This window comes from Methylorubrum populi, from assembly GCA_036946625.1.
Classification (GTDB): Bacteria; Pseudomonadota; Alphaproteobacteria; order Rhizobiales; family Beijerinckiaceae; genus Methylobacterium; species Methylobacterium populi_C.
This window is the reverse complement of record JAQIIU010000002.1, coordinates 631,200-651,580: the sequence shown is the minus strand read 5'-3', so window position 1 is coordinate 651,580 and position 20,381 is coordinate 631,200. Positions and strand designations below refer to the sequence as shown.

At 71.9% G+C, this 20,381-nt stretch carries 19 protein-coding genes; 12 read left to right on the top strand and 7 right to left on the bottom strand.

Annotation, left to right across the window (positions count from 1 at the left end):
* Positions 1-37: 37 nt before the first annotated feature.
* A complete protein-coding gene (locus PGN25_04840) occupies positions 38-2,236 on the top strand; it encodes a PBP1A family penicillin-binding protein (GenBank protein MEH3116941.1) in 2,199 nt (732 codons plus the stop codon).
* Positions 2,237-2,526: 290 nt separating this feature from the next.
* The gene (locus tag PGN25_04835; GenBank protein MEH3116940.1) at positions 2,527-3,597 is read left to right on the top strand and encodes an adenylate/guanylate cyclase domain-containing protein; all 1,071 of its coding nucleotides are present in this window, start codon (positions 2,527-2,529) and stop codon (positions 3,595-3,597) included.
* 106 nt (positions 3,598-3,703) lie between these two features.
* Here PGN25_04835 and PGN25_04830 read toward each other — a convergent pair whose 3' ends face one another.
* On the bottom strand, positions 3,704-4,102 hold the full coding sequence (locus PGN25_04830; GenBank protein MEH3116939.1) for an MAPEG family protein: 399 nt from the start codon (positions 4,100-4,102) through the stop codon (positions 3,704-3,706).
* A gap of 271 nt (positions 4,103-4,373) precedes the next feature.
* Between PGN25_04830 and PGN25_04825 the strand changes: the two genes are divergently transcribed.
* A complete protein-coding gene (locus tag PGN25_04825) occupies positions 4,374-5,273 on the top strand; it encodes a ParA family protein (protein MEH3116938.1) in 900 nt (299 codons plus the stop codon).
* The gene (locus tag PGN25_04820; protein MEH3116937.1) at positions 5,263-5,781 is read left to right on the top strand and encodes a hypothetical protein; all 519 of its coding nucleotides are present in this window, start codon (positions 5,263-5,265) and stop codon (positions 5,779-5,781) included. The genes PGN25_04825 and PGN25_04820 overlap by 11 nt, the downstream gene beginning before the upstream one ends.
* A 616-nt stretch (positions 5,782-6,397) precedes the next feature.
* Here the strand turns inward: PGN25_04820 and PGN25_04815 are convergent.
* From PGN25_04815 to PGN25_04805, 3 genes are all read right to left on the bottom strand, one after another.
* Positions 6,398-6,670 (bottom strand): hypothetical protein, encoded by a 273-nt coding sequence (locus tag PGN25_04815; GenBank protein MEH3116936.1) that lies wholly within the window; start codon positions 6,668-6,670, stop codon positions 6,398-6,400.
* A gap of 107 nt (positions 6,671-6,777) precedes the next feature.
* The gene (locus PGN25_04810; protein MEH3116935.1) at positions 6,778-7,533 is read right to left on the bottom strand and encodes a Fe-S cluster assembly protein HesB; all 756 of its coding nucleotides are present in this window, start codon (positions 7,531-7,533) and stop codon (positions 6,778-6,780) included.
* A gap of 48 nt (positions 7,534-7,581) precedes the next feature.
* On the bottom strand, positions 7,582-8,322 hold the full coding sequence (locus tag PGN25_04805) for a GyrI-like domain-containing protein (protein ID MEH3116934.1): 741 nt from the start codon (positions 8,320-8,322) through the stop codon (positions 7,582-7,584).
* 238 nt (positions 8,323-8,560) lie between these two features.
* Here PGN25_04805 and dapF point away from each other — a divergent pair, with 238 nt between their 5' ends.
* Complete coding sequence (dapF, locus tag PGN25_04800; protein MEH3116933.1) at positions 8,561-9,451, top strand: diaminopimelate epimerase; 891 nt, start codon at positions 8,561-8,563, stop codon at positions 9,449-9,451.
* A complete protein-coding gene (gene mtaB / locus PGN25_04795; protein MEH3116932.1) occupies positions 9,448-10,680 on the top strand; it encodes a tRNA (N(6)-L-threonylcarbamoyladenosine(37)-C(2))-methylthiotransferase MtaB in 1,233 nt (410 codons plus the stop codon). The genes dapF and mtaB overlap by 4 nt, the downstream gene beginning before the upstream one ends.
* Before the next feature lie 271 nt (positions 10,681-10,951).
* On the opposite strand, the gene PGN25_04790 is transcribed toward mtaB, so the two are convergent.
* On the bottom strand, positions 10,952-11,698 hold the full coding sequence (locus PGN25_04790; GenBank protein ID MEH3116931.1) for an RluA family pseudouridine synthase: 747 nt from the start codon (positions 11,696-11,698) through the stop codon (positions 10,952-10,954).
* A 69-nt stretch (positions 11,699-11,767) separates the two neighbouring features.
* Between PGN25_04790 and ftsY the strand changes: the two genes are divergently transcribed.
* Both ftsY and PGN25_04780 read left to right on the top strand, forming a co-directional pair.
* Entirely contained in the window at positions 11,768-13,078 is a 1,311-nt protein-coding gene (gene ftsY, locus PGN25_04785; GenBank protein MEH3116930.1) for a signal recognition particle-docking protein FtsY, read from the top strand.
* A 43-nt stretch (positions 13,079-13,121) separates the two neighbouring features.
* The gene (locus PGN25_04780) at positions 13,122-13,742 is read left to right on the top strand and encodes a septation protein A (protein ID MEH3116929.1); all 621 of its coding nucleotides are present in this window, start codon (positions 13,122-13,124) and stop codon (positions 13,740-13,742) included.
* A gap of 67 nt (positions 13,743-13,809) precedes the next feature.
* Here PGN25_04780 and PGN25_04775 read toward each other — a convergent pair whose 3' ends face one another.
* Both PGN25_04775 and crtI read right to left on the bottom strand, forming a co-directional pair.
* Positions 13,810-14,670: a carotenoid 1,2-hydratase gene (locus tag PGN25_04775; protein MEH3116928.1), complete on the bottom strand. Its 861-nt coding sequence runs from the start codon at positions 14,668-14,670 to the stop codon at positions 13,810-13,812.
* Positions 14,667-16,199, bottom strand: a complete 1,533-nt coding sequence (crtI, locus tag PGN25_04770) for a phytoene desaturase family protein (protein ID MEH3116927.1) — start codon at positions 16,197-16,199, stop codon at positions 14,667-14,669. The genes PGN25_04775 and crtI overlap by 4 nt, the downstream gene beginning before the upstream one ends.
* 105 nt (positions 16,200-16,304) lie before the next feature.
* Between crtI and PGN25_04765 the strand changes: the two genes are divergently transcribed.
* The 4 genes from PGN25_04765 to PGN25_04750 all read left to right on the top strand — a co-directional run bounded on the left by PGN25_04765 (position 16,305) and on the right by PGN25_04750 (position 20,379).
* Positions 16,305-17,171 (top strand): polyprenyl synthetase family protein, encoded by an 867-nt coding sequence (locus PGN25_04765; GenBank protein MEH3116926.1) that lies wholly within the window; start codon positions 16,305-16,307, stop codon positions 17,169-17,171.
* A 22-nt stretch (positions 17,172-17,193) separates the two neighbouring features.
* Entirely contained in the window at positions 17,194-18,336 is a 1,143-nt protein-coding gene (locus tag PGN25_04760; GenBank protein ID MEH3116925.1) for a methyltransferase, read from the top strand.
* 103 nt (positions 18,337-18,439) lie between these two features.
* On the top strand, positions 18,440-19,378 hold the full coding sequence (gene bchC, locus PGN25_04755; protein ID MEH3116924.1) for a chlorophyll synthesis pathway protein BchC: 939 nt from the start codon (positions 18,440-18,442) through the stop codon (positions 19,376-19,378).
* Positions 19,375-20,379 carry a chlorophyllide a reductase iron protein subunit X gene (locus PGN25_04750; protein MEH3116923.1) on the top strand — a complete coding sequence of 335 codons (1,005 nt, stop codon included), beginning with the start codon at positions 19,375-19,377 and terminating at the stop codon, positions 20,377-20,379. The genes bchC and PGN25_04750 overlap by 4 nt, the downstream gene beginning before the upstream one ends.
* The last annotated feature ends 2 nt before the right edge of the window (positions 20,380-20,381 follow it).

Genomic DNA, 20,381 nt, shown 5'->3' with positions numbered 1-20,381 from the left:
CTTTCGAGGACCGGCGGCCCCGGACGCAAGGGATCGCATGGCGCAGGCACGCGGACGCAAACCACGCAGCGAGCCCACCTTCGACATCCCGGAGGGGAGCGAGCCGGGGCGCCTCGATGTGCGCCTTTCCCGCGGCGACCGCTCCGGCGGCGGCACGGCGGTGCGCGGATCGGGCACCGGCCGGTCCGGCTCCACGCCGCGCGGCGGCGGCCGCAAGGCCTCCGGTGGCGGAGGCCGGCGCCCGCCGAAGCGGCGGCGCTCCTGGTTCGGCCGGCTGGCCTATGCCGGGCTCGTCCTCGGACTCTGGGGCGTGATCGGGCTGGCCGGCCTCATCGCCTACCACGCCTCGCAATTGCCGCCGATCGACCAGCTCGCGGTTCCGAAGCGCCCGCCCAACATCGCCATCCTGGCGAGCGACGGCTCGCTGCTCGCCAACCGGGGCGAGACCGGCGGACGGGTCGTGTCGATCAAGGAACTGCCGCCCTACCTGCCGCGCGCCTTCGTCGCCATCGAGGACCGGCGCTTCTACGATCATTTCGGCATCGATCCGGTCGGCGTCGCCCGCGCGATCGCGCAGAACCTGACCCGGCGCGGCGTGGCGCAGGGCGGCTCGACGCTGACCCAGCAGCTCGCCAAGAACCTCTTCCTGACGCCCGAGCGCTCCGCCTCGCGAAAGATCCAGGAGGCGATCCTGGCGCTGTGGCTGGAGCACAAATACACCAAGGACGAGATCCTCGAACTCTACCTGAACCGGGTCTATTTCGGCGCCGGCGCCTACGGCGTCGAGGCCGCCGCGCAGCGCTATTTCGGCAAGCCCGCCAAGAACGTGACGCTGGCGGAAGCCGCCATGCTCGGCGGCCTCGTGCAGGCGCCGTCGCGGCTGGCGCCCAACCGCAACCTGAAGGCGGCGCAGGCCCGCGCCGGGCAAGTCCTCGCCGCCATGGAGGAATTGGGCTTCGCCAAGGCGCCGGACGCGAAGCTGGCGCTGGCCCAGCCGGCCCGGCCCGCCTCGACCCGCGGCGGCGGTTCGCAGAACTACGTCGCCGACCTCGTGATGGACGTGCTCGACGACTTCCTGCCGAAGTTCGACGAGGACATCGTCGTCGCCACCACCGTCGATGCCGCCCTGCAGGCGACGGGCGAGAAGGCGCTCACCGACGAACTCAACGCCAAGGGCACCCGCTACAACGTCGCGCAAGGCGCGCTGGTCTCGATGCGGCCGGACGGGGCGATCCGGGCGCTCGTGGGCGGCCGCGACTATGCGCAGAGCCAGTTCAACCGCGCCACCACCGCCAAGCGGCAGCCGGGCTCGGCCTTCAAGCCGTTCGTCTACCTCGCCGCGGTCGAGCGCGGCCTGACGCCCGACACGGTGCGCGACGACGCGCCCGTGCGGATCGGCAACTGGGCCCCGGAGAACTACTCCCACAACTATCGCGGGCCGGTTTCCCTGCGCGAGGCGCTGGCGCTCTCGCTCAACACGGTCGCGGTGCGGCTCGGCCAGGAGGTCGGCCCGAAGGCGGTGGTGCAGACCGCCCAGCGGCTCGGCATCGCCTCCCCGCTCCAGGCCAACGGCTCGATCGCGCTCGGCACCTCGGAGGTCACGCCGCTCGAAATGGTCGGCGCCTACTGCGCCTTCGCCAACGGCGGGACCGGGGTGATCCCCTACGTCATCGCCAACATCAGGAGCGCCACCGGCAAGGTGCTGTACAAGCGCGGCGAGGGCGGGCTCGGCCGCGTCGCCGACCCCAATGCCGTCGGCATGATGAACGCCATGATGCACGATGTCTTCACCATGGGCACGGCGAGGAAGGCCGACATCCCCGGCTGGGAACTCGCGGGCAAGACCGGCACCAGCCAGGAGTTCCGCGATGCGTGGTTCGTCGGCTACTCGGCCACGCTGGTGACCGGCGTCTGGCTCGGCAACGACGACGGCGAGCCGACCAAGCGGGCCTCCGGCGGCAGCCTGCCGGTGGACATCTGGAAGGCCTACATGACGACCGCGCTGAAGGGCGAGAAGCCGGCGGGCCTGCCCGGCCTCAACCGCTGGCGCGCACCGAAGCCCGAGGCGGCTCCCGAGCGCGACGGCGGCCCCGGCGGCCTGATCGGCGCCCTGCTGGGCGAGCCCGAGCAGACGGCCTCGGCGCTCCCGCCGCGCCCCGTCCCCGGCGGCCGCGAACGGGGCCCGAGCCGGGACGACCGGAACTTCCTGGAGAAGCTGTTCGGCGTCGGCGAGTAGCCGCTTCCGAAACGGCCCGGATGCCGGGGGAGAAGCCTCCCGTCGAGCGGGCGAACGGACATCTTTTCCGGGCGGCCCGACCCCGGCATGCGGCGGTGCGCCACATTCGCGCCACGATGCGGGCATGAGCCTTCGGCAGCGTGAAGGCCGTGCCGGTCAGCCGGCCGGCTTCGCGTGATCGCCGAGAAGGGAGCCCCCGTGTCGACCCGCCTGCCCGACGCTCGCCCGCAAGGCCTCCGGGCCGCCGCGCGGGGAGCGGGTGCCGCCGCCGGCCAACGGAGCCCGGTCTGATGCTGCCGCACCATCGTTGGTTCTGGCTCCTGATCCTGCTCGCGTCGGGGGGCGCGGGCCTCCTCTACAACGTGATCTTCGTCGGCGGGGCCACCCCGGGGGCGGGCTTCACCTACGGGCTGGGCGTGGGCATCTCCGCGCTCGCCTTCGACCGGGGCGTGCTGCTCGCGGGCGTGCAGTCGCGAATCCGGCGCCTGCCCGCCGGGCTCTACGTCGTCGCGGCGGAACTCTCCTACGTGGCGATGATCGTCGTCGGCACCGCGTTCGGCGGATTCGTCGTCTGGCTGCTCGGGCTGACCGGCGACAGCCTGTCGGAGGCGGTACGGACCACGCCGCGGGTGCTGGCCTACGCGCTCGCCGTCTCGGCCCTGCTCGTCTTCGTGATCCGCATGCGCGACCTGATCGGCGGCGAGGTGTTCATCAACTTCCTCGTCGGCCGCTATCACCGCCCGGTCGAGGAGGAGCGCATCTTCCTGTTCCTCGACGTGGTCGGCTCGACCGCCTTCGCCGAGACGCACGGGGATCTGCGTGCGCAGGAATACCTGAGCGCCGTCTTCGCGACGCTGGCCGAGCCGGTCCGCCGGTTCTACGGCTCGACCGACGACTATATCGGCGACCTCGCCATGATCACCTGGCCGATGGAGCGCGGCCTGAAGGATGCCCGCTGCGTCGCGTGCCTGTTCGCCGTGCGCGAGCGGATCGCGGCCGATGCCGAGGCCTGGGAGGCGCGCTTCGGCACCGTGCCGCGGCTGCGGGCGGGCCTGCACGGCGGTCCGGTGGTGACCGCGGAAGTCGGGGTCGACCGGCACAAGATCGCCTATTTCGGCGACGCCGTGAACGTGGTCGCCCGCGTCGAGGCGCTGTGCCGCCCGCTCGGCGTCGACACGCTGATCTCGCAGGATCTGCTCGCCCGCCTGCCGGGCCTGCCGGACGGCGTCGTCGTCCGGCCGCTGGGCACCCACGCCCTGCGCGGACGCGGCCAGCCTCTCTCGGTCGCGACCCTGGAGCGGGGCGAGCGGATCGCCGGACAGCCCGACGCGGTTCTGCCGCGCGCGGCTGCGGCGCCGTGAGCGCGACGCGGCCGAGATCCGCGTCGTGCCGGCCGGCCGCGCGGTGGCCGCGCGGCTTTCATCGTCGCGAGCTTTTCCGCACGGTGGGTGCGCGGACGTTGACGGCTCAGCCGGCCCGGAGCAGCAGCAGGATCGCCGAGATCGTCAGGACGATCAGGGTCGCCAGGATGCCGCCGCCGCGGCAGGCGAACTGACGGGGCGAGTTCGCGGGGGCGAACATGCCGATCGGGTGCAGGATGCGGGCGATCACCAGCACGATCAGCAGACCCTGGACCCAGGCATGCGTGCCGCCGCCGGCCTCGTAGAGCGCGATCAGCAGCAGGGTGATCGGAACGTATTCCTGAAAGTTGCCGTGCGAACGGATGCGCCGCTGCAACGCGTCCTGGCCGCCATCGCCGAACAGGACGTTGCCGGTGAGGCGTCCGCCGATCACCCAACCGGACAGGCCGGCATAGATCAGCCCGAGGATGCCGGCGTAGAAGGCCGTGGTGGTTGGAAAGATCACAGCGAGGAACCTCACAGGCAAGGCGACACAGGCAAGGCGACCCGCCGGGGCGGCGGATGTCGTGGGCGCTTCGCAAGATAGGATTATCCGCGGCTTGTTCCGCCCATCCGCGCGATCACGAAGGGGTGTCCGCACGGCCCCGGTTCTTCGAGCCTCCGCAATCGCCACCGCGCGGGGATCGGCCGGCTGTCATATGTTGCCGTGACGCGGCCTGAGTCGGGCACTCGGGATGCCGCCGGACCGGGCGGGCGGCTTTGCGGGAGGGGCACGAGTGGGCGGCAAGCTGATCGCGGTGGCCAACATGAAGGGCGGCGTCGGCAAGACCACGACCGTGGTCATGCTCGCCGAGGCACTCGCCGCGGACGGCGCACGGGTGCTCGTGGTCGATCTCGATCCGCAGGCCAGCGTCTCCGTCTGCCTCGCGGGCGACGCGCTGCTCGGCCGGATGATCACCCGCGGGCGCACGCTGGAGGCCTATCTCGCCCTCAAGCTGATCACCCGCCACAAGCCCGACCTGCGGGCGCGCATCGAACCCGGCGTCAGCCTGACGGTCCACAGGAACGCACCGCTCTCGCTCGCGCTGCTGCCCTCGGGCCCGCACCTGCGGCTCGTGGAGCGCGAGATCCTGTACGAGATGACCGAGCGCAAATTCTCGATGCACGCCATCGACGAGAAGCTGTGGCGGATCTTCCACGACGACTTCGCGCCGCTGGCGGACACCTACGACTACGTCTTCTTCGATTGCGCGCCGGGCATCTCGCCGATGACCGAGGTGGCGGTGCGGGCCGCCGACCTCGTCCTCGTCACCTCGATCCCGGACTTCCTCTCCACCTACGGACTCAACGCCTTCGTCGAAACGATCTGGCGGCGCTCCGGCCGCCAGGCGAGCCACATCGCGCCCAGAAGCGCGCCCCACGTCCTCGTCACCCGCTTCCAGGCCCAGGTGCGCCAGCACCAGCAGACGCTGGCCCGGCTCGAAGCCGAGGCGCGGGCCGAGGATGCCGGCTTCCGCCTCCTCGACACCCGCATTCCGCAGGCGGCGGCGCTCGCCGACGCGCTGGTCCCCACCCGCGGCGCGCCCCCGACCTTCTCCGCCAAGTATGGCGCCCATGTCCCGAACGTGCTGATTCCGCTGGTCGCGGAAGTGAAGGAAATCCTCCATGGCCCTTGATGTCGACGGTTACGCGGTGATGCAGGCGATGGCCTCCGCGCCCGAGGCGTTTCCCGACATCCGCACCGAGATCCCGAAGGCCGCCCGCACCCTCGTGGTCAAGCAGTTGAAGGCCCGGAGCCTGCGCGTGGCGTCGCTGCGGCTGATCCGCGAGGTGCTCGGCAGCGAGACCTTCGTGCTGATCGCCGACGGGATGAGCGAGGCGGAGGTGAAGGGCCTCGTCACCCGCCTCGACCCGCACCATCCCGCGCTGAGGTCCGCGACGCCGGGCTGGCACCGCCACCGTCTCGCCGCCCTGGCCGCGGGCGAGGCGCCGTTCCGCAAGGGCGAGACCCGGCCCGGGGCCGCGACGGCCAAGGCGGCGACCGCCGAGGCTCAGCCCGAGCGCGCTCTGGGGAGCCGCCCCTTCGCCGCGGTCTGGGACGGCAAGGACCACGACGCGCCGGCCGGCAAGGAGAGACGGGACAAGAAGGACAAGGACAGGAAGGGCAAGAAGAAGAAGGAGTGATACCGTTTCCGATCGATCACCTCGGGTTTGGCTACCCTCCGTCCTCGCGAGCGGCCGCGAAGCGATCCAGGGCGCGACAGGTCCGGAAAGGGCGCGTCCTGGATGGCCACGGCTTCGCCTCGCAAGGACGGAGGAGAGGCCGAAGTCATCGACCGGAGTCGTATGACTTGTTCTTTTCCGCAGGGCGCGTCCTCGCCGGCGTCGCGAGGTGGATAACGCGTTTTCGGTCGATCGTTGCGGGGGAGACGGGAGCTTCGTCCGGCCTGCGTCGCGCCCTGGATTGCTTCGGCTCCGCCTCGCAATGACGGAGTGGGAGTCCCAGAGCCTGTTTGACCGGCCGACGTGTCTTCGTCAGGCAACGGCAAGGCGAGAGGAAGGTTTTACTCCCATCTTTCCCCTCATGCTGAGCAAGGGGCGAGATGGGATCACCGCAGTCGAACAGGCTCCCAGACCGTCATGGCGAGCCGTCAGGCAAAGCGATCCAGGACCGCGACGCAAGTCGGACGAGGCAACCCAGCGGTTCGGACATCCTTCGCCTGCGGACCGGCCCCACCTTGCCATGACGGAGACCGACGCGTCGTTCAGAGTCGTCCGAACCGGCACGGCGGCGCCGATCTCAAGCATCGTCCTCCGGCGCGAACACCTCGCCCTTCGCGGCGAGGCGGACGTTGTTCCGGTCGATGCGCAAGGCCCGCAGATCGCAGTCGTCGCGCAGCAACCGGTGAAGATCGGCGCGGGCCGGATCGGACGGCTCGGGCGAGGCCGCGTCGAAGCGCTCCACCGCGGCCTCGACGCGGCGGTCGAGGATCGCGCGGTCCTGCCGATCGAGGCCTTCGATCCGCGCCAGACGGTCGGCGACCGCCGCGCGCTTCGCATCCAACTCCGACATCGGCCGCTCCGCGGATTTCCTTCGCGGAAGACAGCGCCTGAGCGACACCGCAGTTCCGGGACGACGTGCCCTCGGACCTTCGGCAAGCCGTGCGGGTTCGAGGGCGATCAGGCCTTCGTGCGGGCCTGACCCGTCGGACAGATGTCGAGCAGCACGCAAGCCGTGCAGGCCGGCGACCGGTGGAAGCAGACCCGCTGCCCGTGCAGCATCAGGATCTCGTGATTGTCGTAGAGCGCCTGTGCCGACCAATCGTCGGGCAATTGTGCCCGCAGCACCGGATGGCTCGGCCCGACATCGACCTTCGGGCCGATCAGCCCGGCGCGCTGGGCGACGCGGTGATGGTGGCTGTCGACCGGCAGGGCCGGCATCCGCAGGGTCGAGAAGGAGAGAACCGCCGCGCTCGTCTTCGGGCCGATCCCGGGAATGCCCTCCAGCCAGCCGCGCGCCGCGGTGACGCTCATGCCGGCCAGGAAGTCGAGGTTCAGCGCGCCCACCCGCGCTCGCACGGCGGCGAGCACCGCCTTGATCCGCGGCGCCTTCAGCTCCGGCCACGTCACACCGCGGATCGTCGTCTCGATCTCCGCGACGGAAGCCTCCTCGACGGCCGCCCAATCCGGCCAGCGCGCTCGCAGCGCCTTGAAGGCGCGGCCGGAATCGGCGTTGCGGGTGCGGTGCGAGAGCAGGGAGGAGATCAGCTCGGAGAGCGGATCGAGATTGTGGAAGTACGGGATCGGACACGCGTAGAGGCGGCAGAGCCGGCGATGGATCTCCAGCGCCTTGTCCTTGAGCGCCTCGGAGGGCGCCGCCTCGCGACGCGGGCGGCGGCAGGCGGTCGGGAGGGCGGTGTCCGGGAAGAGCGGCATGAGAGCGTGAATCCGCGAGGGGATTCGGCGGTTCCCTTCGGGCGTTGCCTACTTCGGCAGGGCGTAGATGTTGATGTCGAGCCGGTCGTCGGCACCCTCGCCGAGATCGGTGACGTATTCTTCCAGGAAGCGATCCTGAACGTCGATCTCCTTGGCATCGAGATAGGCGACCAGCGTCTCGTAGGTGCCGTCGATCTCCTCGTAGGTGCCGCTATGGGTGAAGCGCAGGGCCCGTCCGCTCGGCGTCGAGCCGAACTTGACGCCGCCGGTCTCGGGCGTCTGCGTCGGCGCCGCCTCGATCGGGATCATCGCCTCGTACTGGAAGCCGTCATCCTCGGTCTTGGTGAACAGGGCCAGCGGCCGGCCCGCCGGCTTGAGGCCGAGCTTGGCCAGCGTATCGCCGATGGTCTTGAAGGACGCCCGGAGGTTCGCCCGTGCCTCCTCCCACTTGGTCTGGCCCGAGAGAATCGCGACGGGCTTGGCCGGCAGCGTGACCTCGTCCACGTCGTTGGGCTCGCCCGGCTTCGGCACCAGCGTCGGCAGGGCGGATGGCGCGGACGGAACCGCTTGGCCGGCCCCCGACTGGCTCGGGCGGGGAATCGGCGCCTGCTCCGGCGCGGGCGCCGCCGGATCGGGGCCCGATTTCGAGGTGTCCGGTACGGTCGTCGTCGGCAGCGGGCTCTTCTCGGCGGGGGAGGGGACGCCGGTGGGCGGCGGCGCGTTCTGCGCGATCGCGTGGGTCGAGGCGAGCGCCAGGAGGCCCGCGGCGAGGGAGGCGAGACGGGTCAAGACGGTGAGGCTCCGATTGGCCGGCCGGACAGGGTAGGGCCGAAACGCGGCGCGCGCGAGACCGTCCCCGCGCGACGAAACGGTTCGAGCCCGCGCGGCGTCCGGGCGGAGCCCGGATCCGCCGTCCCGAAGGGATCGATCGGATTTGGCATGACTTCCCCGACTCGCGGCCCGGCGGCTTTTGCCATATACGCCGCACCATCCCCACAGACCCGCATCCACGCCCGTCGGAGGTCCGATGAGCCCTCTCGCACATCGCCGTTTCCTGAAGATGCACGGCGCCGGCAACGCCATCGTCGTGCTCGACCTGCGCGGCACGCGTCTTCGCGTCACGCCGGCCGAGGCCCGCGCCATCGGCGCGGACGCCCATTCGCGCTTCGACCAGCTCATGGTCGTGCACGATCCCGTGACGCCCGGCACCGACGCGTTCATGCGCATCTACAACACCGACGGCTCGGAATCGGGCGCCTGCGGCAACGGCACCCGCTGCGTCGGCTACGCCCTGCTCGACGACCCCGCCATGGCGCGCCCGGCCGAGAACGGGCGCCTGACCCTGGAGACCAAGGCCGGACTGGTGGCGGTGAAGCGCGTCGCCGATCGCTCGTTCACCGTCGACATGGGCCAGCCGCGGCTGCGCTGGGACGAGATTCCGCTGGCCGAGCCGTTTCCCGACACCCGCCGCATCGAGCTGCAGGTCGGGCCGATCGACGATCCGATCCTGCATTCGCCCGCCGCCGTCAGCATGGGCAACCCGCACGCGATCTTCTTCGTGGAGCACGATCCGGACGAATACGACCTCGGCCGCGTCGGCCCGCTGCTCGAGGCCCACCCGATCTTCCCGGAGCGGGCCAACATCTCGATCGCCCAGGTGACCGGCCGCGACACCGTCAAGCTCCGGGTCTGGGAGCGGGGCGCGGGCCTGACGCTGGCCTGCGGCACGGCGGCCTGCGCCACGGTGGTGGCGGCCTCGCGCCTGCGCATGATCGCCCGCGCCGCCCGCGTGGCGCTCCCCGGCGGCGAACTCGCCATCGAGTGGCGCGCCGACGACCACGTGCTGATGACCGGGCCGGTCTTCCTCGAAGGAGAGGGCAGCTTCGCCCCCGAACTCTTTTCCGGAATCGACGGGTGAGCGTCGAGACGCTCACCTTCGGCTGCCGCCTCAACACCGTCGAGTCGGAGGTGCTGCGCGGCCATGCCGAGGCGGAGGCAGGCGCGCGCGATCTCGTGGTGGTGAACACCTGCGCGGTCACGGCGGAGGCCGGGCGACAGGCGCGCAAGGCGATCCGGCGGCTTGCCCGCGAGCGGCCCACGGCCGAGATCGTGGTGACCGGCTGCGGCGCCGAGGTCGAGCGCGCGGCCTATGCCGGGATGCCGGAGGTGGTGCGACTCGTCGGCAACGCGGTCAAGCTCCGGCCCGAGAGCTGGCGCAGCGGTGCCGCCCCCCGGCCGGAAGACATCATGGCGGTGCGCGCCGCCGAGCCCACCCGCATCGCCGGGATGAGCGGGCACACCCGCGCCTTCGTGCCGGTGCAGAACGGCTGCGACCATCGCTGCACCTTCTGCGTCATCCCGTTCGGCCGCGGAAACGCCCGCTCCGTGCCGTTGGCCGATGCCGTGGCGCAGGTCCGCCGCATCGTCGAGCACGGCGGCCGTGAGGTGGTGCTGACCGGCGTCGATCTCACGGCCTACGGCCGCGACCTCGATCCCGGCCTGACCCTCGGGCGCCTCGTGCGCTCGATCCTCGCCGGGGTGCCGGATCTGGCGCGCCTGCGCCTCTCCTCGATCGACTCGGTCGAGGCGGATGCCGACCTCGTCGCCGCCTTCGCCGCGGAGGGGCGGCTGATGCCGCACGTCCACCTCTCGCTCCAGGCGGGCGACGACCTGATCCTCAAGCGGATGAAGCGCCGCCATTCCCGCGCCGACGCGATCCGCTTCTGCGAGAGGCTTCGCACCTTGCGCCCGGAGATCGTCTTCGGCGCCGACCTGATCGCCGGTTTTCCCACCGAGACGGAGGCGCAGTTCGCGCGCTCCCTCGATCTCGTCGCCGAATGCGGGCTGACGCATCTGCACGTCTTCCCCTATTCGCCGCGGCCCGGCACGCCGGCCGCACGGATGCCGGCGGTGCCCGGCGACGTGATCCGCGCGCGTGCCGCCCGCCTGCGCGAGGCCGGCGCGGCGGCGCTGACCCGCCATCTCGACGGCGAGATCGGCGCCCGCCGACGGGTGCTGACCGAGCGCGGTGATACCGGGCGGACCGAGGCTTTCACGCTGGTGCGTTTTTCGAAGCCGGTGCCGTCGGGGGAGATGCGCGAGGTGACCGTTTCCGGTCATGACGGGCAGGCCCTGCTCGTGACGTGAGACGCTGCGTCAGCCCCCCTCCGCGGCATCGCCGCCGCCTAATGACCGTCATTCCGGGGCGCCGAAGGCGAGCCCGGAATCCACGACTGGCCCGGACGCAAAGTTTGGGTTACGCCATCCGGTCGATGCGTTCGGCCTGTCCTGCGTCCTTGCGAGGCGAAGCCGTGGCAAACCAGGGCGCGCCCTTTCCGGACCCGTCGCGCCCTGGATCGCTTCGCGGCCGCTCGCGAGGACGGAGGCTGGAACCCGAGGCGATCGATCGGAAACGGTATCACTCGCCTGCCCCCGCGGAGGGGGGCGAGTCGAATAGCTCCGCCAGCCCGCCCGCCGCCAACCCCGCCCGCATGTGCCCCGGCGCGGGCGCTTCCACGACGATCGCCTCCCGCTTCGGATAGAGCGGCAGGCTCAGGCTTCGGGCATGAAGCTGCAATCCGGGGCCGTCCCGGCCGGCATGGCCGTAGATCGCGTCGCCCCGGATCGGCCAGCCCATCGCGGCGCAATGCACGCGCAACTGATGCGTGCGCCCCGTGACCGGCTTGAGTTCGAGCCAGGACAGGCCGCCGGCCCGGGCGAGCACGCGGTAATGCGTCAGCGAGGGGGCGCCGGCCGGGTCCGCCTTCATCCACCAGCTCCGCGGATCGTCGGAGCGGCGGCCGAGCGGCAGGTCGATGCGGCCCTCGGCGTCGGTGGGCCCACCCTCGACCAGGGCCCAGTAGGTCTTGTCGACCTTGCCGTCGGCGAACAATCGATTCAGACGCGCCAGCGCCTTGGCGTGGCGGCCGAGAACGAGGCAGCCGGACGTGTCGCGGTCGAGCCGGTGTGCGGCCTCCGGCCGGCGCGGAAGGCCGAAACGCAGGGAATCGAGATGGTCGGTCAGCGTCGGCCCGCCCTTCGGCCCCGGATGCACCGGCAAACCCGCCGGCTTGTCGATGACGAGCATCAGGGCATCGCGGTAGAGAAGGGAAAGACCTATCTCCGGGTCGGCGGTGCGTCTCGATGCGGTGTCCGGCGGGCTCATTCTCCCGGGCTAGAGGGCCGGATCGTCGCGGGCAAGGTGCGAGCAAGGCAAGGTGAGCAAGGGACGAGGATGAGCGACGACGAGAAGCCCGGCTGGCTCGGACGCCTGTTCGGGCGCAAGGGCGCGCCCGAAGCGAAGCCGGCGGACGAGGCGGTGACGCCGGAGCCGACCTCGCCGGCCTCCGAATCCGAAGGATTGCCGGACTTCGCAACCGCGGCCGACGACGTGAGCCACGTGCCGCCGCCGGTCAGCGAATCCGCCCCCGAGGACCCGGACAGGAACCGCATCCCCGACGAGGTGGAGGGCGCCGACCTCCAGCCCGAGCCGCAGCCCCCCTCCGGAGAGGCGCCGCAGCCGGACGAGGCGGAGCCGCCGGCCGGGACCGGCATCCAGCCGATCGATTCCGCCGCGGCGCTCGCGAGCGCCGCGATCTCCGGCACCGTCGATGGCACGGAGAAGCGGGGCTGGTGGTCGCGCCTCACTGCCGGGATGCGGCGCACCTCCTCGGCCCTGTCGGACCGGGTGACGGGGCTGTTCACCAAGCGCAAGCTCGACGCCACGACCCTGGAGGATCTGGAGGACGCGCTGATCCAGGCCGATTTCGGCGTGGAGACGGCGACCCGCATGTCCGAGGCGGTCGGCAGGGGGCGCTACGAGAAGGGCATCTCCCCCGACGAGGTGCGCGCCATCCTCGCCGCCGAGATCGAGCGGGCGCTGGAGCCCGTGGCGGTCCCGCTCGCCGTCGATCCCGCGAAGAAGCCCTACGTCGTCCTCACCGTCGGGGTGAACGGCGCCGGCAAGACCACGACGATCGGCAAGCTCGCCCTCAAGTTCAAGGCGGAGGGGCGCAGCGTCATGCTGGCGGCGGGCGACACCTTCCGCGCGGCGGCGATCGAGCAGTTGCGCGTCTGGGGCGAGCGCACGGGCGCGCCCGTGATCAGCCGGGCGCAGGGCTCGGACGCGGCGGGCCTCGCCTTCGACGCCTTCAAGGAGGCGCGGGAGAACGGCACCGACGTGCTCCTCATCGACACCGCCGGCCGGCTCCAGAACAAGGCCGGACTCATGGCCGAGCTGGAAAAGGTGGTGCGGGTCATCCGCAAGCTGGATGCGGAGGCGCCGCACGCGACTTTGCTGGTGCTCGACGCCACGGTCGGCCAGAACGCGCTGAGCCAGGTCGAGCTGTTCTCGCAGGCCGCCCCCGTCTCCGGCCTCGTGATGACGAAGCTCGACGGGACGGCGCGGGGCGGTATCCTGGTGGCGCTCGCCGCCAAGTTCGGCCTGCCCGTGCCCTTCATCGGGGTCGGCGAGGGCGTCGAGGATCTGGAGCCCTTCGCCGCGCGCGACTTCGCCCGGGCGATCACCGGGCTCCCCAAGGAGTAGCCGGTTGCCCACCGCCGTTTCGAAGCATCGTGAGAAACCCGTCATGAAGGTCGAGAGCGTTCCGCCGCGCCGGCACCTGCCGCCGCTCCTCAAGCTGGCGCTGGAGGTCGGTCCGCTCGCGGTCTTCTTCCTCGGCAACGCCTATGCCGAGCGCTTCGGCGTGCCGGCGCAGAACAAGCTGTTCGTGGCCACCGGCGTGTTCATCGTGGCCACGATGGTCGCGCTCGCGGTGCACTTCGCCCTGCTGCGACGCCTGCCGATCATGCCGCTCGTCTCCGGCGTCGTGGTGCTGATATTCGGCGGGCTGACGCTGGCGCTTCAGGACAAGACCTTCATCATGATGAAGCCGACCATCGTGAACACGCTGTTCGGCCTCGTCCTGCTCGGCGGGCTCGCCTTCAACAAGTCGCTGCTCTCGGTGGTGCTCGACAGCATGTTCGCGCTGACCGAGGAGGGCTGGCGCAAGCTCACCTTCCGCTGGGGCCTGTTCTTCCTCGCGCTCGCGGCGCTCAACGAGATCGTCTGGCGCACGCAGACGGAGGATTTCTGGGTGAACTTCAAGGTGTTCGGCATCATGCCGCTCACCATCGCCTTCGCCCTGGCGCAGACGCCGCTGCTGCTGCGCCACGAGCGCAAGGACGAGGCAGGGGCGGGGGCGAGCTAGAGTATCGTCCCGAAAGGGGGTTGCCGGCTTGTCTGAAAAGACGATGCGGAAACGAAGGGCGATTGCGTCAGGCGATCCTTCGCGGCATCCGGAACGGCAGCATCAGCCGCACCAGCGGGTTGCGGAAGCGGTCGAGCGACAGGCTCTCGTGGACCGGCCGCACCGCCTCGCCGTCGAAGGTCGCGGCCAGCAGCGAGCGGGCGTAGAACGGCGTGTCCTCGAAGGTGCGGATCACCTGCGCCCGGCCGTCGTCGCTGCGGGTGGCGCGCGGCATCCGCCACAGGCGCGTCGGCGGCAGACCGGCGGCGAGCGGCGGGTGCATCTCGCGACGGGCGCCGTCGGCGTCGAAGCGCAGCGTCAGGTTCTGGCCGCTGCCGTCCCGGCGGCGCACGTCGTAGAGGATCGCCGCGCCGCGCTTGAGCGGGGCACGGCACCACGTCCAGTCCGAGAACGACTGCTCCAGGGCGCCGTCGCCGTCGTTGGTGTCGTGGTAGCCGCTGCCGCGCCAAGCGATCTCCGGCGCCGAGAACGCGGCCTCGACCTCGCAGTCCGGCGCCATCGGCCACCAGCGGTGCCGCCCCTCCGCGTCGAGGGTGAACGGTTGCGCCGTCAGCGCTTTCGGCCGCACCCGCACCGTACCGCGCACCGCGTGCGGGATCGGCGAGGCCCGCTCGTCGAGGCGGATCGTGAGCACGCTGCCGTCCCATTCCAGCGAGGACGGGCCGAGGCTGAAGCTCGCCGCGTCGCGCGCCAGGGCGCGGGCGGTGCGCTCGGTCATGGCGAAGCGGTTGGCGCGCTCCCCGTAGAGCACGACGTTGACCGCGCAGTGGGCGAAGGGGTCGCGCCGCGCGTCCCAGGCGTAGTAGGGCGAGAACACGCTGCCGATGAAGGCGATCACGGTGAGCCCCTGGCGCCCGTCCTCGCTCACCGCATCGACGTACCACCAGACGTAGCCGCCCCGCTCGACCGCGCCGTCGAACCGAGGTCCGCGCGCAGAGCCGCCGCCGCGAGCCGGCCCGACTGGGCCGCCATCGGCACCCCCGGCCCCGGATGCACGCTGCCCCCCGCCAGGTAGAGCCCCGGCACCGGCGTCCGCGCCCCCGGCCGCTTGAAGGTCGCCGTCCAGCCGTGCGAGGCCCGGCCGTAGAGCGCGCCCCCCGTTCCCGGAAACAGCCGCGCGAAGTCCCGCGGCGTCGTCATCGTCGCCGGTCCCGCCGGTTCGAGCGTGAGTCCGCAGGCCGAGAGCTTGCGGAAGATGTTCGTCTCGCATGCGGCGATCTCCGCTGGAGGAAGAGGGCGCTCCCCGCCGTCGGCCGGGGCGTTGGCGAGGATGAGCAGGCGTTCCGGACCATCCAGGGCGATGCCGCCGTCGCGGTCCTGGGCGCAGACGTAGACGGTCGGGTCGGGCGGCAGGCGGCGGTCGCGCAGGATCGCCTCGAACTCCGCCCGGTAGTCGGCGGAGAAGAACACGGTGTGGTGGCCGAGTTCGAAGCCTGTCGCCCGCGCCGTGAGGCAGAGGGTCAGCGCCGAGAGCGAGCGCTCTCGGCACGGCACGCGGTCTCCGGCCGCGACGGCGCCGGGGCCGAGCAGGCCCGCGCCGAGGGCCGCGACATCGGCGTTGACGATGACGGCCTCGGCATCGACCCGCTCGCCGTCGGTCAGTTCGACACCGGCGACATGCCCGCGCTCGGTCACGATCCGCGCCACCTCGGCCCCGGTGCGCAGGCGCGCGCCGCGGCGTTCCGCCAGATCCGCCACGGCCCGCGCGAGCCGGCTCAGGCCGCCCTCGACCGTCCAGACGCCGGCCTGCTCGACATGGGCGACCAGCATCAGCGTCGCCGGCGCCTCGAACGGCGAGGCACCGCAATAGGTGGCGTAGCGCCCGAAGAGCTGTCTCAGCCGGGGATCGCGAAAATACGCGCCGAGGGCGGACCACAGGGTGGCGAAGGGCTGGATCCGCCACAGCCCGCCGAGGCCCGAGAGGCCGACCCGCTGGGCGAGATCGACCGGGCTCGGCCGGTCGGAGCGGATGAACGGTCCTTCGAGCGTGCGGTAGACCTCGGCGGCGCGGGCGCAGAAGCGGCGGTAGCCCTCCGCCTCGCGCGCGCCGGCGAAGGCGCCGATGGCATCCGCCGAGGCCGCCATGTCGGCGAACAGGTCGAGCCGCTCGTGCGCATTCCAGGCGTGGCGCGCGAGCAGCGAGGCCGGCGTCAGCCGGACTTCCGAGCCGAAATCGGCGCCGGCCTCCGCGAACAGGTCCTCGAACACCCAGCGCATGGTGAAGACGGTCGGCCCGGCCTCGACCGGCCGACCGCCCACGGAGAGCGCACGCATCTTGCCGCCGACGCTTGCGGCGCGCTCCAGCACCGTCACGTCGAACCCGGCCGCGGCGAGGCTCAGGGCCGCGGCGAGGCCGCCGATGCCGGCGCCGACCACGATGACGCGCTTCCGAGCCACGAAACGTCCGTTCTCCCTCGCGCCGACGTTGATCCGCGCCGCGAACAGTGTCAATCATAGTTGACACATGAGCAAGACAACATGATCTGACTTCGGGAGAGCGCCATGGATGTCGGAAGGCGGATCGAGGCCACCCTCGACGTGGCGGTGTCCCATGCGGAAGCGCCGGGCGCGCCGCCGCTCCTCGCCGAGGCGATCCGCTACGCCGTGTTTCCGGGCGGCCACCGCATCCGGCCGCGTCTCTGCCTCGCCGTGGCGCTGGCCTGCGGCGACGACGACCCGGCGGCCTCCGACGCCGCGGCTTCGGCGATCGAACTCCTGCACTGCGCCTCCCTCGTCCACGACGACCTGCCCTGCTTCGACGACGCGCCGATGCGGCGGCAGAAACCCTCGGTCCACGCGGCCTTCGGCGTGCCGCTGGCGGTGCTGACGGGCGACGCGCTGATCGTCGCCGCCTTCGAGACCCTGGCCCGGGGCGCGGCCCGCGTGCCCGCCCGGCTCGCGTCGCTGGTCGGGCTGATCGCCCGCGCGGCCGGCTCGCCCGCCGGCATCGTCGCCGGACAGGCCTGGGAATCCGAGCCCTACGTCGATCTCGCCGAGTATCAGCAGGCCAAGACCGGTGCGCTGTTCGCCGCCGCCACCGTGGCGGGGGCCGCGGCGGCCGGCGCGGCGGCGCTGCCCTGGCGGCTCCTCGGCGAATGTCTCGGCGAGGCCTATCAGGTCGCCGACGACCTGCGCGACGTGGCCTGCCGCCAGGAGGAGATCGGCAAGCCCGCCGGCCGCGACGCGACCCTCGGGCGTCCGAACGCGGCGGCCCTGCTCGGAATGGGCGGCGCCCTGGCGCGGCTGAGGCGGCTGACGGAGGAGGCGGTCGAGGTCATCCCGGTCTGTCCCGGCCAGGAGTCGCTGCGCACGGAGATCCGGGCTCAGACGCGCCTGTTCCTGCCTGCCTCCCTGCGCGAGGCCGCCTGAGGAGCGCCCGGTGCCCGCCGCGATGACCGAGGCCGGCCCCGCCCCCTCGCGGCGCGCGGGCCTGCGGGCGCGCTGGCTCGCCTTCCGCAACGGCCTCGTGGCGAGCCCCGGCTTCCAGCGCTGGGCGGCCGGCTTCCCGCTCACCCGCCGGATCGCCCGGCGCAACACGCGGGCGCTGTTCGATCTGTGCGCCGGCTTCGTCTACGCGCAGGTGCTGTTCGCCTGCGTCCGTCTCGACCTGTTCGGGCTGCTGCGGGCCGGACCGCTCGCCCCCGAGGCCGTCGCCCGCCGTCTCGACCTGCCGCCGGAACGGGCATCGACGCTCCTGAAGGCCGCCGCCTCGCTGGACCTCGTCGCGCGCCTGCCCGACGGACGCTTCGCGCTCGCCGATCTCGGCGCGGCGCTGATCGGCAACCCGTCGGTCGCCCTGATGATCGAGCATCACGCGATGCTCTACGCCGATCTCGCCGATCCCGTCGCCCTGTTGCGCGGCGCGAGCGAACCGACACGCCTTTCGCGCTACTGGCCCTACGCCGATGCCGGCGGAGCGGGGCGCGTCGATTCGGATTCGGTCACCGCCTATAGCGGGCTGATGGCCGCGTCCCAGGCGCTGATCGCCGAGGACGTGCTCGATGCCCTGCCGCTCGCCGGCCGCACCTGCCTGATGGATGTCGGCGGCGGCGAGGGCGTGTTCCTGGCTGCCGCCGCCCGCCGCCATCCGGGCCTGGCCCTGCGCCTGCTCGACCTGCCGCCCGTCGCGGAGCGGGCCGCGACGCGCCTCGCCGCGGACGGGCTCGCGAGCCGTGTGACCTGCCTCGGCCGCACCTTCCTCGGCGCGCCGCTGCCGACGGGGGCGGACGCCATCGCGCTGGTGCGGGTCGTCCACGACCACGACGATGCCGTGGCGTTCGACCTCCTGCGGTCCGCATACGCGGCACTGCCGCCTGGCGGCCTCCTGGCCATCGCCGAGCCGATGGCCGGGACGCCCGGTGCGGAGCCGGTCGGCGACGCCTATTTCGGCTTCTACCTGCTGGCCATGGGCAGCGGCCGTCCGCGCACGGTCGAGGAACTGACCGAAATGCTGGCGCGAGCCGGCTTCACCGAAATCCGCGAGGCGGCCACGCGCCGTCCGCTGCTGACCCGGTTGCTCACCGCAAAGCGATGATGCGGCCGTAATAGGTGCTTGACGTAAGTTTGTGTCAATCTAGGATGACACACCGCGATCCGCACAACGGCGGAGTCGCACGCATCAGGGTGGAGGCAGGGACATGGAGGCTTTAGCCGTCGTCCTTGAGCGACCGGAGCACTTGGCGCTGAACCGCCTCGCGCTGACCCCTGCCGCGGACGGCGACGCCGTCGTCGCCGTCTCTTGGAGCGGCATCAGCACCGGGACCGAGCGGCTGCTGTGGTCCGGCCGCATGCCCTCCTTCCCCGGCATGGGCTATCCCCTGGTGCCGGGCTACGAGTCGGTCGGCACGATCGTCGCGGTCGATCCCGGCACCGGCCTGCGCGCCGGCCAGACCGTGTTCGTGCCCGGCGCCCGCTGCTTCGGCGAGGTGCGCGGGCTGTTCGGCGGTGCGGCCTCGCACCTGGTCGCCCCGGCCTCCCGTCTCGTGCCGGTCGATGCCGCCCTCGGCGACCGCGCCTGCCTGATCGCGCTCGCGGCCACCGCCTACCATGCCCTGTCGGGCACCGTTCCCGGCGAGCGCAGCCTGATCGTCGGGCACGGCGTCCTCGGCCGCCTGCTGGCGCGGCTCAGCCTGCTCGCCGGCGGCGCGCCGGTGGTGTGGGAGCGCGAGCCGGTTCGGAGCGAGGGCCGCTTCGGCTATCCCGTGCTTCACCCGGCCGACGATCCGGTGCGCGACTACGCCACCATCACCGATGTCAGCGGCGATGCGAGCCTGCTCGACACCCTGATCGGCCGCCTCGCGCCCGGCGGCGAGATCGTGCTCGCCGGCTTCTACGAGGCACCGCTCGCCTTCGCCTTTCCGCCCGCCTTCCAGCGCGAGGCCCGCATCCGGGTCGCGGCCGAATGGCGGCCGGGCGACCTCGCCGCGGTCCGGGCGCTCGTCGAGGCCGAAAGCCTGTCCCTCGACGGGCTCATCACCCACCGGGTGCCCGCGGCGCGGGCGGAGGACGCCTACCGCACGGCGTTCACCGACCCGGCCTGCCTGAAGATGATCCTCGATTGGAGGAACTGCTCATGAACCTTCAGCTCAACAAGGCGACGCTGAACGCCGCCGAGGCGCTGCGGGCGGAGGCCGCCGTCGAGCCCGCTCCGGTCGCGACCGGGGCGGTGAGGCGCGAGACGCAGATCATCGCGATCTACGGCAAGGGCGGCATCGGCAAGTCGTTCACCCTGGCGAATCTCAGCTACATGCTGGCCCAGCAGGGCCGCAAGGTCCTGCTGATCGGCTGCGATCCGAAGAGCGACACCACCTCGCTCCTGTTCGGGGGGCGCGCCTGCCCGACCATCATCGAGACCTCGACCCGGAAGAAGCTCGCGGGGGAAGCGGTCGCCATCGGCGACGTCTGCTTCAAGCGCGACGGCGTCTACGCGATGGAACTCGGCGGGCCGGAGGTCGGGCGCGGCTGCGGCGGGCGCGGCATCATCCACGGCTTCGAATTGCTGGAGAAGCTCGGCTTTCACGAATGGGGCTTCGACTACGTCCTGCTCGACTTCCTCGGCGACGTGGTCTGCGGCGGCTTCGGCCTGCCGATCGCCCGGGACATGTGCCAGAAGGTCATCGTCGTCGGCTCGAACGACCTGCAATCGCTCTACGTCGCCAACAACGTCTGCTCGGCGGTGGAGTATTTCCGCAAGCTCGGCGGCAATGTCGGCGTCGGCGGCCTCGTCATCAACAAGGACGACGGCACCGGCGAGGCGCAAGCCTTTGCGGAAGCGGCCGGCATACCGGTGCTGGCCTCGATCCCCGCCCACGAGGACATCCGCCGCAAGAGCGCGAACTACGAGATCATCGGCCGGCCGGACGGGCGCTGGGGCCCGCTCTTCGCCGATCTGGCGCAGAACGTGGCGGAGGCCGCGCCGCATCAGCCGACGCCGCTGAGCCAGGACGCGCTGCTCGGCCTGTTCAAGGGCGAGGCGGTCGGCCGCGGCGTGGTGCTCGAATCGGCCACGATGGAGGACATGTGCGGGCGCACCACGCTCGCCAAGCCCTCCCTCGAAGTCGTCTACGACGAGGTCTGAGC